The 12,874-nt window shown below is 67.2% G+C and carries 10 protein-coding genes; 2 read left to right on the top strand and 8 right to left on the bottom strand.

Translation table 11 applies throughout. The annotated features are described in order from the left end of the window. Positions 1–64: 64 nt before the first annotated feature. Positions 65–832: a carbonate dehydratase gene (gene can, locus CFB46_RS02765; protein ID WP_089499223.1), complete on the bottom strand. Its 768-nt coding sequence runs from the start codon at positions 830–832 to the stop codon at positions 65–67. A 55-nt stretch (positions 833–887) separates the two neighbouring features. Beyond that, positions 888–2,699, bottom strand: coding sequence for a bifunctional isocitrate dehydrogenase kinase/phosphatase (gene aceK, locus CFB46_RS02760; protein ID WP_027785578.1), 1,812 nt, complete (start codon positions 2,697–2,699; stop codon positions 888–890). 304 nt (positions 2,700–3,003) lie between these two features. Here aceK and CFB46_RS02750 point away from each other — a divergent pair, with 304 nt between their 5' ends. Next, entirely contained in the window at positions 3,004–4,083 is a 1,080-nt protein-coding gene (locus CFB46_RS02750) for an MBL fold metallo-hydrolase (protein WP_089499221.1), read from the top strand. Between the two features lie 16 nt (positions 4,084–4,099). On the opposite strand, the gene CFB46_RS02745 is transcribed toward CFB46_RS02750, so the two are convergent. The 6 genes from CFB46_RS02745 to argS form a co-directional block, all read right to left on the bottom strand. Next, entirely contained in the window at positions 4,100–5,746 is a 1,647-nt protein-coding gene (locus CFB46_RS02745; RefSeq protein WP_089499220.1) for an ABC-F family ATP-binding cassette domain-containing protein, read from the bottom strand. Positions 5,747–5,938: 192 nt separating this feature from the next. Further along, complete coding sequence (locus CFB46_RS02740) at positions 5,939–7,534, bottom strand: ABC transporter substrate-binding protein (RefSeq protein ID WP_089499219.1); 1,596 nt, start codon at positions 7,532–7,534, stop codon at positions 5,939–5,941. A gap of 428 nt (positions 7,535–7,962) precedes the next feature. Next, complete coding sequence (locus CFB46_RS02735) at positions 7,963–8,736, bottom strand: SDR family oxidoreductase (RefSeq protein ID WP_089499218.1); 774 nt, start codon at positions 8,734–8,736, stop codon at positions 7,963–7,965. A 19-nt stretch (positions 8,737–8,755) separates the two neighbouring features. Next, a complete protein-coding gene (locus CFB46_RS02730) occupies positions 8,756–9,394 on the bottom strand; it encodes a thiol:disulfide interchange protein DsbA/DsbL (RefSeq protein ID WP_089499217.1) in 639 nt (212 codons plus the stop codon). Positions 9,395–9,468: 74 nt separating this feature from the next. After that, positions 9,469–10,359: an SPOR domain-containing protein gene (locus CFB46_RS02725; protein WP_089499216.1), complete on the bottom strand. Its 891-nt coding sequence runs from the start codon at positions 10,357–10,359 to the stop codon at positions 9,469–9,471. 193 nt (positions 10,360–10,552) lie between these two features. After that, positions 10,553–12,334 (bottom strand): arginine--tRNA ligase, encoded by a 1,782-nt coding sequence (gene argS, locus CFB46_RS02720; RefSeq protein WP_027785571.1) that lies wholly within the window; start codon positions 12,332–12,334, stop codon positions 10,553–10,555. A gap of 199 nt (positions 12,335–12,533) precedes the next feature. Between argS and CFB46_RS02715 the strand changes: the two genes are divergently transcribed. Then, positions 12,534–12,857 carry a DUF1840 domain-containing protein gene (locus CFB46_RS02715; protein WP_027785570.1) on the top strand — a complete coding sequence of 108 codons (324 nt, stop codon included), beginning with the start codon at positions 12,534–12,536 and terminating at the stop codon, positions 12,855–12,857. Positions 12,858–12,874 lie beyond the last annotated feature (17 nt).

Raw genomic sequence — 12,874 nt, 5'->3', positions numbered from 1 at the left:
TCAGATCCGTTCGATGCGTGTCGCGCTCGCGGGGCAGCCGCCGGCAGGCGGCTGGCGCATCACTTCACTGTGCGTCGCCGCACGGCTTCAGCGTGGCGGCGACCGCCTGCGCGACGCCGTCGAGCCGTGCGGCGTCCGCCGCGACCATGTCGTTGTCGGGCGCATGCTGGCCGCGTGCGGTCAGCGCCGCCACGCAGCGCCTGTAGGTTTCGTCGAGCGCGTCGAAGTTCGACACGGCCATCCCGAGGTTGCGCATCCGGCCGTCGTGCACGCCGTACACAAGCCCGTGCACGGTGAGCGACTGGCCGCGTGCCCATGCGTCGTTGACGATCGTCGTGCGGCACACGTTGACGACCTGCTCGATCGAATTCAGCTCGATCAGGCGGCGGTACCGCGCTTCGCCGACCGGCCATTCGTCGAGCAGCGCCGCATGGCGCTCGCGCACGTCCTGCACGTGATGCAGCCAGTTGTCCGCGAGGCCGACACGACGGTTGTGCAGCGCTGCGTTCACGCCCGAGCAGCCGTAGTGGCCGACGACCATGATGTGCTTCACGCGCAGGATGTCGACCGCGAACTGGATCACCGACAGGCAGTTCAGATCGCTGTGCACGACGACGTTTGCGATATTGCGGTGCACGAACACTTCGCCCGGCGGCAGGCCGATGATCTGGTTGGCCGGCACGCGCGAATCCGAGCAGCCGATCCACAGATATTCCGGCGCCTGCTGGTCGGCGAGCCGTGCGAAGAAATCGGGATCGTCGGCGAGCTGGCGTTTGACCCAGGCATCGTTGTTGTCGAACAGATGGGAAAGCGGATTGTCTTGGATAGTCATCGGGTGGCTTCCGTTGGCGGAAATCGGGTCGATATTGGATTCGGTGTTGCCGGCGTCAGGCGGCGCGCTGTGCGTCGCCTTCGCCGTCGTTCGTCGCGCCGAAGCGCGCGGGGTAGCGCACGCAAAAGCGCAGCGCGGCGTCGTACGGATAAAAATCGGGCAATTCGCCCTGCAGCAGCTTGTCCTTGCTCGCCTGCCACAGCGCGGGATCGAAAAAGTCCGCGTGATGCTTCATGAAGACGCTGCGCACGCGCGGATCGCCGAGCAGGAACGGCCCGTAGGTTTCCGGAAAGATGTCGTGCGGGCCGACGGTATACCACGGTTCGCCGGACAGCTCGTCTTCCTCGTTGCGCGGCGGCGGCACGCGCCGCACGTTGCAGTCGGTCAGGTACTCGATCTCGTCGTAGTCGTAGAACACGACGCGGCCGTGGCGTGTGACGCCGAAGTTCTTGTACAGCATGTCGCCCGGAAAGATGTTGGCCTTCATCAGCTCCTTCACCGCGTTGCCGTATTCCTTCACACCGTGCTCGACGTCCGCGTCGGTGCCGTTCTGCAGGTACAGGTTGAGCGGAACCATCCGGCGCTCGATATACAGGTGCTTGATCACGAGATCGTCGCCCTCGTATTCGAGCAGCGACGGCACTTCCTTCTCGAGTTCGCGCACGAGCGCGTGATCGAGCCGTGCGAGGGGCAGCGCGACGCTCGAATACTCGAGCGTGTCGGCCATCCGCCCGAGGCGGTCGTGGCGCTTCACGAGCTGGTACTTCTCCATGATCTGCGCGCGCGTCGTGTCCTTCGGCGGCGGGAAGTGATCCTTGATGATCTTGAACACGTACGGGAACGACGGCAGCGTGAACACGAGCATCACGAGACCCTTGATCCCGGGCGCGATGATGAAGCGGTCGCTCGAATGCGACAGATGGTGCAGCAGGTCGCGGTAGAACAGGTTCTTGCCCTGCTTCTGCAGCCCGACCGACGTGTAGATCTCGGCCTTCGGCTTGCCGGGCATGATCGTGCAGAGGAACTCCACGTACGCGGACGGCACGCCCATGTCGACGAGGAAATACGAGTGCGAGAAGCTGAAGATGATCTGCAGCAGGTCGCGGCGCAGCAGCACGGTGTCGAGCGCGAGCAGGCCCGGGCGCACGTGGCGGATCGGCACCGCGAACGGCAGCACGCGGTCGGCGTTGATGATGCGGCCGACGATGTACGCGCTCTTGTTGCGGAAGAACAGCGACGACAGCACGTGGATCTGGAAATTCGGCGCTTCGTCGAAGCGGCCGAATTCATCGTCGATCGCCTGCATCACGCAGCCGATGTCGCGCGTGAGATCCTCGAACGCCGGCTCGAGCTGGAAGTTCGTGACGATGCGCTCGAGCGTGACCGCGAGCCCGTCGGTGCCCGGGTAGTACGCGCGGTAGGTCGGCTTCGCGGCCGGCTCGTCGTTCTCCAGATACTCGGTCGAGATCGCCGGGCGCACGAAGATGAAATCGTTGCTGAAATACGAGCGGTGCAGGATCTTGCAGCACACCGAATTGAAGAAGGTTTCCGCGCACTCGGGCTGGCGGTGCGACGTGAGCAGTCCGATGTAGTGCAGCTTGATCTGCTGCCACACTTCGTCGTCGATGTTCTCCGCGTCGTATTCGTCTTCCAGCACCTCGACGCATTCCTTCACGCGATCGTCGTACGACGTGATCCGCTCGCGCGCGAGCCGCTGCAGCCCGTGCCAGTCGCCGCGCTCGTACAGCGTCTTCGCCTCGACCGCCGCTTCGCGGAAGATCCGGTAATGGCGATCGAAGTATTCGAGCATCGTCTGCGCGACGTCGAAACCGATCTGCGACGACAGCAGTTTGGGGAAGTGATTCATCGCGTGCAGGCTCGTTCGGGAGGGACGGTAAGCACCCGCCATTTTAGCGCCCAAGTCGGCGTTTCAATGATTTTTGGGGTGACGCGCGAACGGTCGTCAATCGGCGTGTTGATCGCCGTTGGGTGTAGTTCGGTGCATCTTCGCGTAAAGATACGGGTACGGAACCGATTCTGACACGAACTTTTTTGACCGCCCGACGGCCGCCGGGGCACGCGTTTCGCGCGACGGCGATAGAATCGACGCACCACCCGCCGTGCCTGCCGCCGGCGCGCATTCGCACCGATAACGACGAGACGCCCCACCGATGAACGCCCTGGAACACCAACTCGACTACCCCTTCGCCGATACGCTGCCCGCCCCGGGCGACACGTTCGAGGTCGCGCCCGGCGTGCGCTGGCTGCGCATGCCGCTGCCGTTCTCGCTCGATCACATCAATCTCTGGCTGCTGCGCGACGAGATCGACGGGCAGGCCGGCTGGACGATCGTCGATTGCGGGATCGCGTCGGACGCGATCCGTACGCACTGGGAGCAGATCTTCGACACGCATCTCGACGGCCTGCCCGTGCTGCGCGTGCTCGTCACGCACTGCCACCCCGATCACTTCGGCCTCGCGAACTGGCTGTGCGAAGGCGGCGACAAGGGGCGCTGGAACGTGCGGCTGTGGATGACGCTCGGCGAATACATGTTCGGTTGCCTGATGGCGGCCGGCAATGGCTCGAACGCGGGCGGCGCGGCCGCCGCCGATCATTTCGCGCGCCATGGGCTGACCGATCCGGCCGCGCTCGACAAGCTGCGCAACCGCCGCAGCTATTACTCGGATCTCGTGCCGGCCGTGCCGCCGCGCTACCGGCGCCTGCGCGAAGGCGACGCGGTCGCGATCGGCGCGCGCACGTGGCGCGTCGTCACCGGCTTCGGTCATTCGCCTGAACATTGCGCGCTCCACAGTGAAGCGGACGGCGTGCTGATCTCCGGCGACATGGTGCTGCCGCGCATCTCGACGAACGTGTCGGTGTTCGACCTCGAACCGGAAGGGAATCCGCTCGCGTTGTATCTCGAATCGCTCGGCCGCTACGAGACGATGGCGCCCGACACGCTCGTGCTGCCGTCGCACGGCAAGCCGTTCCGCGGCGTGCGCACGCGCATCGCGCAATTGCGCGAGCACCACGATGCGCGCCTGGCCGAAGTGCGCGTCGCCTGCGCGGAGCAGCCGATGAGCGCGGCCGACATCGTGCCGATCATGTTCCGTCGCCGCGAGCTCGACATCCACCAGATGACGTTCGCGCTCGGCGAGGCGCTCGCGCATTTGAACCTGCTGTGGCTCGCGGGGGAACTCGTGCGCGAGCAGGGCGACGACGGCGTGCTGCGGTTCCGCACCGCCAACTGAGGCCGCTTCGTTCTCCTTACGCGACGGGTTCGTAGCGCCACCCGTCGCGCCGCCATTCCATCGTGTGCGTCGGTTCGAGCGCCGCGAGAAACGCGGCGTCGTGCGACGCGACCACGATTGCACCCGGAAAGCCGGCCAGCGCCGCTTCGATCGCGCGCACCGATTCGAGATCGAGATGGTTGGTCGGTTCGTCGAGCAGCAGCAGTTGCGCGGGCGTGCCGCGCCACAACGCGCACGCGAGCGCGGCCTTCAGTCGCTCGCCGCCGCTCAGCTGGCGCGCCGGCTGCGTCGCGCGCGCCGCGTCGAGCTGCAGCAGCGCGAGACGGCTGCGCAGCTCGCCTTCGGCAAGCGGCGTATCGAGCAGGCTCAACTGCTCGACGATCGAGCGCTCCAGGTCCAGCAGCGCGAGCCGCTGGTCGAGATACGCGGCGCTCACGTGCGTCGTGCAGGTGCCCGAGCGCGGCGCGAGCTCGCCCGCGAGCATCCTCAGCAACGTCGACTTGCCGCAGCCGTTCGGGCCCGTCAGCGCGATGCGCACGGCGCCGCTCGCCGACCACGTGATCTCGTCGGCGTCGCCCGCGACGCGCCACGGCAGTTGCGCGCGTTCGAGCGTAAACAGCTGGCGGCGCGCGCTGACCTCGGTGCCCGGCAGCGACACGAGCACGGGCGCATCGGCTTCGACGTGCGCGGCTGCCTGCTGCACGCGTTCGTCGAGCGTCGCCTTGAAATCGTCCTGATGGCGTCGGACCTGTCCCATGATGTTGCGTGCCGCACCCTTGCGGCTCTGTTTCGCTCCCGACGACAGGTTGGCCGTCTTCGCGTCGCGCAGCGACGCGGCCGCGTGGCGCTGGATCGTGTCGTGTTCCTGTTCGAGCCTGCGTCGCACGCGCCCGCGCTCGGTGCGCGCATGGTCGAGCACCGCTTGCGCGGCTTCCCGTTGCGCGTCGCGCTGCGCGCGGTAGAGCGCGTAGTTGCCGCCGTACGAGCGCGCGCCGTGCGGCGTCAGCTCGACGATGCGTTGCACGCCGCCGAGCAGCGCCCGGTCGTGGCTCACGATGACGACCCCGCCGCGCCAGCCGTCGAGCGCCGCGCGCAGCCACGCCCGGCCCGGTGCGTCGAGATGGTTGGTCGGTTCGTCGAGCACGAGCAGGCCCGCGCCCGACAGCAGCGCGCCGATCAGCGCGACGCGCGCGAGCTGGCCGCCGCTCAGCGCATGCGCGAGCGTGTCGGCGCGGACGTCGTGCAGGCCGGCCGCGTCGAGTGCCGTGCGCAGCCGCTCCGCGAGATCCCAGCGATCGCCGATCAGGTCGAAGTCGTGCGGCGCCGCGCGGCCGTCGGCGAGACGCGCGAGCGCGCCGAGCGGCGCATCGAGCGCGGCGATTTGCGCGACGGTTTGCGGGGCGGCCGCCGTGTCGTCGTGGTCGTGCTGCTGCGCGACGTAGACGACCTGCGTATGCCGCTCGATGGCACCCGCGCTCGGCGCGCGGCGGCCCGCGATCAATTGCGCGAGCAGGCTCTTGCCGACGCCGTTGCGGCCGACGATGCCGGTCGGCGTGCGGTCGATGGAAAGGTCGAGCGAATCGAACAGCGTGACGCCGTCGTCGAAGCGGAAGGAAACCTGATGAAGCGCGACGAGCGCGCCGGTGGGCGTGGCTGCAGCCATGAGCACCTCCAAAAATGCGTGAAGACCTTCGCGCGCGGCGTGCGTGGCACGGGCGGCGAAAACATTTCGGGAAGGCTTAGTTGTTCACTTTGGCTGGCGTCCGGTATGAGGAACAGGCGCGAAGTGTAGCAAGCGCGGCGCGCGGGCGGCAAGCGAGCGGCGTGCATGCCGTCGCTTGCGCGCCACGCACGGTTACTGCACGGCGACCGTCGTGAAGTTCTGCCGCCCGAACGGGCTCACGCGATAGCCGCTCACGTTCGTGCGCGTGAGCGCGGCCGCGGTCGGGTAGCCGAGCGGGATCCACAGCGCCTGGTCGTGGATGATCTTCTGCGCGCTTTCGTACAGCTTCGCGCGCTTGGCCTGATCGGCGGTCGACTTGCCGTCGGCGATCAGCTTGTCGAGCTGCGCATCGCAGAAGCGCGCGAAGTTGATGCCCGACTTCACCGCGTTGCAGCTGAACAGCGGCGACAGATAGTTGTCCGGATCGCCGTTGTCGCCGGCCCAGCCCATGAAGAGCATGTCATGCTGGCCGAGCTTCGCCTGCTTGATCAGCTCGCCCCATTCGATCACCTTGACTTCGGCCTTCACGCCGATCTTCGCGAGGTCGGCCTGCAGCAGTTCCGCGCCGACCTTCGGGTTCGGGTTCAGCACGCTGCCGGTCGGGCGCGTCCAGATGGTCGTCGAGAAGCCGTTCGGGAAGCCGGCCTGCGCGAGCAACTGTTTCGCCTTCGCGGGATCGTACGCATACGGCGCGACGTCCTTCGCATAGCTCCACGTGTTCGGCGGATACGGGTTGTTCGCGGCTGTCGCGGTATTGTCGAACACGACCTTCAGGTAGGTCGCGCGGTCGAACGCGAGATTCAGCGCCTCGCGCACCTTGTCGTTGTCGAGCGGCTTCTTCTGCGTGTTCAGCGCGACGAACGCGGTCATGAACGCGGGCGTCTGCACGACCTTCAGCGCGCTTTCGCCCTTCGCGGCGAGTACGTCCTGCGGCTTCGGCGACAGCGCGATCTGGCATTCGCCGGCCTTCACCTTCTGCAGGCGCACCGACGGGTCGGGCGTGATCGCATAGATCAGCCGGTCGACCTTCGGCTTCGTGCCCCAGTACGTCGGATTCGCGTCGTAACGGATCAGCGCGTCCTTCGTATAGCTCTTCAGCACGAACGGGCCGGTGCCGACCGGCTTCGCATTCAGGTCGGCCTGTTTGCCTGCCTTCAGCAACTGGTCCGCGTATTCGGCCGAGTAGATCGACGCGAAGCCCATCGTCAGGATCGGCACGAACGTCGCATTCGGCTCGTTCAGCACGAACTTCACCGTGCCGTCGTCGACCTTCGTGACCGACTTCACGAGCTTCACGAGGCCCATCGACTGCGCGTGCGGGAAGCCGCTCGCGCCGGCCACCTTGTGCCACGGATTCGCATCGTCGAGCATCCGCGTGAACGTGAACACGACGTCGTCCGCATTGAGCGGGCGGCCCGGCTTGAAATAGTCGGTGGTCTGGAACGCGACGTTCGGGCGCAGGTGGAACGTGTACGTGAGGCCGTCGGCACTCGCTTCCCATTTGTCGGCGAGTGCGGGCACGACCTTCTTCGCGGCTTCGTCGTAGGACACGAGCGTGTTGAAGATCACGTCGGCCGATGCGTTGGTCGTGACGAGCGAGTTGTACTGCACGACGTCGAAGCCGTCCGGGCTCGATTCCGTGCAGACGGTCAGCGGCTTGGCGGCGGCGAGGCCGGGGGCGACAAGGGCGGCGGCGACGGCGGCCGCGGCGAACAGCTTGACGTGCATAGGATCTCCCACGTGGCTTGTGTTTTTCGCTGGATGACGGAGGCAGGCGCGGCCAGGAAGCGGGCGGTGCCGGCGCGGCTGGCGAATAGCATACCGTCAAAGCGCGCGACGCGTGAAAAAAGGCGCCGGAACGCGGCGAATTGACCGAAAAACCGCTGCGTTCGCGACGGAACGGGTGTTGATGCGGCGAAAGGTGCGGCGCAGGCGACGGATGTCGGGAGGGGCGGGAGAGCCGGGCGGCGGGGAAGGCGGGGAAGGCGGGGAAGGCGGGGAAGGCGGAGAAGGCGGAGAAGGCGGAGAAGGCGCGTCGAAGCACGCGGCGGACGCGGTGAAGACGCCGCGGGGAAGGTGTCGCAAAACCGCAGCGTCAATACCTCAGCGCAGCGATACGGCCCGGCATGCATCGCACGGGCCGCCTCGGCGGACCGTCAGTGCGCGCCGGCCTTCGGCTTGCGCGGCGCCTTTTCGAACAGGCGGTCGTACAGCCAGCGCGGCAGCACGTGCAGCACCTTCGCGACGACACCCATTTGCCACGGGATCACACGGAACGCGTGCTGCCGGGCGATCGCGTGCGCCGCGTGCGCGGCGAAGCGGTCGGCGTCCATCAGGAATGGCATCCGGTACGGGTTGTGCGCGGTCATCGGTGTGCGAATGTAGCCGGGCGCGATCGTCACGACACCGACGCCGGCCGGGCGCAGCTCGACGCGCAGCGCCTCGAGATACTTGATCGCGGCCGATTTCGACGCGCTGTACGCGCCGGAGCCGGGCAGCCCGCGCACGCCGGCGACGCTCGCGACGCCGACCAGCGTGCCGTGGCGCGCGGCTGTCATCGGGCCGACGAACGGCTCGAACGTCGCGACCATCCCGTAGTAGTTGATGTCCATCACGTCGCGGAACGCCGCGAGATCGCCCTGGCCCGTGACGGCGCCCTGGCTGATGCCCGCGTTCGCGATCACGACGTCGGGGCAGCCGTGCGCGGCGATGAACGACGCGGCGGCCGTCGCGAGCGCATCGGCGTCGCGCACGTCGGCGGAATAGACGGAGATGGACAGCTTCGGGAAACGCCGCGCGAACGCATCGAGTGCATCGGTGCGTCGCGCGACGAGCGCGAGCGTGGCGCCCTGGCGGGCGTATTCCTCGGCCATCGCGAGGCCGAGGCCGCTCGACGCGCCGGTGATGAAGACCTTCAGCGGAGTAGTCATGCCGGCGCGCGGGCGGGGATCAGAGCTTCTTGTCCTGAACCTGCTTCACGAGGAAGTCGAGCACCTGGGCGGTACCCGGGATGCTGTTCGTGTAAGCCGGGCCCGTCTTGTACTTGCCCTGGACGATGACCGTCGGCACGCCGTCGATTGCGTAGTCCTTCAGCAGCTTGGCCGACTGGTTCACCTCGCCCTGCACGCTGAACGAGTTGTACGCGTCCATGAACTTCTTCTTGTCGACGCCCTGCGTCGCCAGGAAGTCGGCCTGCGCCTGCGGCGTCAGCAGGTAGTTCTTCTGCTTGTGGATCGCGTTGAAGATCGCCGGCGTGACCTTCTCGGAGATGCCGAGCGCGGACACCGCATAGAACAGCTTCGAGTGCGGGAGGAAATCGTCGCGGAAAGCGACCGGCACGCGCTTGAAGTCGATGTTGTTGCCCTGTTTCTTCACCCAGGCCTCGATCGTCGGCTCGAACTCGTAGCAGTGCGGGCAGCCGTACCAGAAGAACTCGATCACCTCGACCTTGCCGGCCGGCGCGGACACCGGCTGCGGCGACTTCATCACCTCGAAGTCCTTGCCGGACACCGGCGCGGCGGGCGATGCCTGGGCCAGGCCGGCAGCCAGGCCGAGGGACAGAAGGAGCGTGCTAAGCAGTTTTTTCATGTTGTGGACGTCGAATCAGTTGCTCGGGTTACGAAACGTAACGTAACGGGTTCTGCGTGGGTGCGGCCGGCTGCTTACTGCTTCGTGAAGCGGATCACCGCCGTGTCGACACCTGCATCGGACAGGCGCTGACGGGCCGAGTTCATATCCTCGAACTTCGAGAACGGGCCGACGCGCACGCGGAAATAGGTCACGCCGCTGACGTCGCGCTTCGACACCTTCGATTCGAAGCCCTGGAAGCCGAGACGCGCACGCTGCTGCTCGGCATCGCCTTCCGTCTTGTACGCGCCGACCTGCAGGAAGTAGCCGGTGTTCGCGTCGTTCGCGGTCGGCGGCTTCGCTGCCGCCGCGGCCGTGGCCGACGACGTCGGCTTCGGCGTGTTCGCGGCCTGCTGCTGTTGCTGCTTTTGCGCGGCGGCCTGCTGCGCCTGCTTCTGCGCGGCGAAGCGTGCGAGGTCGTCCTCGCCGCCTTGCTGCTGTTGCTGCGCCTGTTGCGTCTTCTTCGGCGGCGGTGTGGTGTCGGCCGGCTTCGGTGCGACGGCGACGCCGTTGCCCGACGACGGATTGTTCGACGCGGTGGTGTTGCTCGAGCCGGTGGCGCCGTTCGTGTTACCCGACGGCGGCACTTCGACGATCTGCGGCTCGGGCAGCAGGCCGCCGCCCTGGGTCTGGTTCGCGGCCTGGCCGGGCGCGGTGTTCGGCGGTGCGGGCTGCGCGGCCTGCGGCACCGGCTGGCCGGGCGTCTTGCCCTGCAGCGCGCGGTTCGGGTCGAACTGCTGCGGCTGGCTCGCGCCGTTGTCGGCCGGCGGCGGCGCGACCTTCGACACGAACGGCGACGGCGAACGCGTGATGTAGAGCGCCACCACCACGGCGATCGCGAGGCCGACGATCAGGCCCAGCACGATTCCAAGAAATGTCCCTCCGGCTTGTTTCGATTGTTTCGAAGTGCGGCGTGGTTGTGCCATTGCTTGAGTCACCTGCAAAAAGAATCGTGAAAAGGCTGCGACGGGCATCCGGCGACGGGCATCCGGCGGCGGGCATCCGGCGGCGGGCATCCGGCGACGAGCATCCGGCGACGGGCATCCGGCGGCGGGCATCCGACGACGGGCGCTGCCGCCGCAGCCATTCGCGGCCCGGTTCGGGGCCGCGCGGACATCCTTACATCTTGGCGGGCGCGGATACGCCGAGTACCGCCAGGCCGTTCTCCAGCACCTGCCGGGTCGCGGCGAGCAGTGCGGCGCGCGCATTGCGCGGCGCTTCGTCGTCGACCAGCACGCGCTCCGCATTGTAGAACGAGTGGAATTCGCCAGCGAGATCGCGCAGGTAGAACGCGACCGCGTGCGGCGCCAGTTCGTTCGCCGCATGCGTGAGCATGTCCGGGTACTCGGCCAGCTTCTGCATCAGCGATGCCGCTTGCGCGCTGGTCAGCTGCGACAGGTCGGCGCCCGGCAGTTGCGCGACGTCGACGTTGTAGCGCGACTTCAGTTCGTTGAGCACCGAGCAGATCCGCGCATGCGCGTACTGGACGTAATAGACCGGGTTCTCGTCGTTCTGTTTCAGCGCGAGGTCGATGTCGAACACGAACTCGGTGTCGGCCTTGCGCGAGATCAGGAAGAAACGCACCGCGTCGCGGCCGCGCGTGATGGTCGCCTCGTCGATCAGGTCGGGCGCCGCTTCCTGGCCCGCCGCCGCGCCGCCCGACCATTCGATCAGGTCGCGCACCGTCACGTAGCTGCCCGCGCGCTTCGAGATCTTCACTTCCTGGCCGTCGCGCATCACGGTGACCATCTTGTGCAGCACGTAGTCGGGATAGCCCTTCGGGATCCCGATGTGCAGCCCCTGCAGGCCGGCGCGCACGCGCGCGATCGTGCCGTGGTGGTCCGAACCCTGGATGTTGATCACCTTCGTGAAGCCGCGCTCCCACTTCGTCACGTGGTACGCGACGTCCGGCACGAAGTACGTGTACGTGCCGTCCGACTTGCGCATCACGCGATCCTTGTCGTCGCCTTCGTCGGTCGTGCGCAGCCACAGCGCACCGTCCTGCTCGTAGGTCATGCCGGCCTTGATCAGCGCGTCGACCGTCTTCTCGACGCGGCCTTCGCTGTACAGCGACGACTCGAGGTAGTACTGGTCGAACTTCACGCCGAACGCCTGCAGGTCCATGTCCTGCTCGCGACGCAGATACGTGACCGCGAACTTGCGGATCGCGTCGAGATCCTCGACGTCACCCGCACCCTTGACCGGCTCGCCGTCCGATGCGGCGACCGTTTCGCCGTTCAGGTAGTCGCGCGCGATGTCGGCGATGTACTCGCCGTTGTACGCGGCTTCCGGCCAGCCCGCGTCGCCCGGCTTCAGGCCGCGGGCGCGCGCCTGCGTCGAGATCGCGAGGTTGCCGATCTGCACGCCCGCGTCGTTGTAGTAGAACTCGCGGTGCACCGCGTAGCCCTGGCTCGCGATCACGTTCGCGAGCACGTCGCCGAGCGCGGCCTGGCGGCCGTGGCCGACGTGCAGCGGGCCGGTCGGATTGGCCGACACGAATTCGAGCAGCACCTGCTTGCCTTTCTCGCGATCCGACGTGCCGAACGCGCGGCCCTGATCGAACACGGCGGCGATCACCGCCTGTTTCGCGGCGGCCGACAGGCGCAGGTTGATGAAGCCGGGCCCTGCGATCTCGGCGGCTTCGACGAGGCCTTGCGCGGCCGGCTGCGCGGTGAGTGCGGCGACGATCTGCTCGGCGAGCTGGCGCGGGTTCGCGCCCAGCGGCTTCGCGAGCTGCATCGCGACGTTGCACGCGACGTCGCCGTGCGCGGCGACCTTCGGGCGCTCCAGCGTGATGGTCGGGGCGACGAATGCCGCGTCGGCGCCTTTCAGCGCGAGTGCGACCTGCTTGACGCTATCCGCGAGCAGGGCTTCGAGGGTCTGTTTGTGTGCTGGCAGCATGCTGGTAGAAGGCTTCGTTGGTGGCGGCCGGAAATGTCGGGCCGCCGGCGTGCTTTTTAAGCGCGCGTTTCAGGGATCGCAGAATTTTAACAGGTGCTAATATGCCGATCAGGCGGCCCGCGTCCGCGAGGCCGGACGCCGGTCGGCCGGCTTCCCCAACTTCGCCGCGCAGGCACAACAAGATGAAAAGGGAATTGTCATGATTACGTTCAAGAGCAAGGCGGCACAGGATCTCGACGTGCTGAAGGATTTCGCGGTTTTCGTGCTGGGTGTCGTCGGCAAGCAGCTGGGCGAGCGCGGCGTGATTACGCACGACGAACTGGACCACGCGATCGAAAAGCTGGAAGGCGCGGTTGCGCAGGCGAAGCAGGCGCGCGCCGAGCATGCCGGCCATTTCCACGAGGACGAAGCCGACCACGCGCACCATGAAGTGCCGCCGAGCCTGGCCCAGCGCGTCGCGCCGTTCCTGACGATGCTGCGCGAGGCGAAGGCCGCCGAGGCCGACGTGCACTGGGGTTTCTGAGCGTCCTTGCCGGGCGG

The organism is Burkholderia sp. HI2761 (genome assembly GCF_002223355.1).
Taxonomy (GTDB): Bacteria; Pseudomonadota; Gammaproteobacteria; order Burkholderiales; family Burkholderiaceae; genus Burkholderia.
Note: the sequence above shows the minus strand (reverse complement) of the source record. Positions and strands in the feature narration are given on the sequence as shown.

Bases quoted from the DNA above. Each gene is read 5' to 3' on its own strand.
- can (WP_089499223.1), bottom strand. From the start codon at position 832: ATGACTATCCAAGACAATCCGCTTTCCCATCTGTTCGACAACAACGAT.
- aceK (WP_027785578.1), bottom strand. From the start codon at position 2,699: ATGAATCACTTCCCCAAACTGCTGTCGTCGCAGATCGGTTTCGACGTC.
- CFB46_RS02750 (WP_089499221.1), top strand. From the start codon at position 3,004: ATGAACGCCCTGGAACACCAACTCGACTACCCCTTCGCCGATACGCTG.
- CFB46_RS02745 (WP_089499220.1), bottom strand. From the start codon at position 5,746: ATGGCTGCAGCCACGCCCACCGGCGCGCTCGTCGCGCTTCATCAGGTT.
- CFB46_RS02740 (WP_089499219.1), bottom strand. From the start codon at position 7,534: ATGCACGTCAAGCTGTTCGCCGCGGCCGCCGTCGCCGCCGCCCTTGTC.
- CFB46_RS02735 (WP_089499218.1), bottom strand. From the start codon at position 8,736: ATGACTACTCCGCTGAAGGTCTTCATCACCGGCGCGTCGAGCGGCCTC.
- CFB46_RS02730 (WP_089499217.1), bottom strand. From the start codon at position 9,394: ATGAAAAAACTGCTTAGCACGCTCCTTCTGTCCCTCGGCCTGGCTGCC.
- CFB46_RS02725 (WP_089499216.1), bottom strand. From the start codon at position 10,359: ATGGCACAACCACGCCGCACTTCGAAACAATCGAAACAAGCCGGAGGG.
- argS (WP_027785571.1), bottom strand. From the start codon at position 12,334: ATGCTGCCAGCACACAAACAGACCCTCGAAGCCCTGCTCGCGGATAGC.
- CFB46_RS02715 (WP_027785570.1), top strand. From the start codon at position 12,534: ATGATTACGTTCAAGAGCAAGGCGGCACAGGATCTCGACGTGCTGAAG.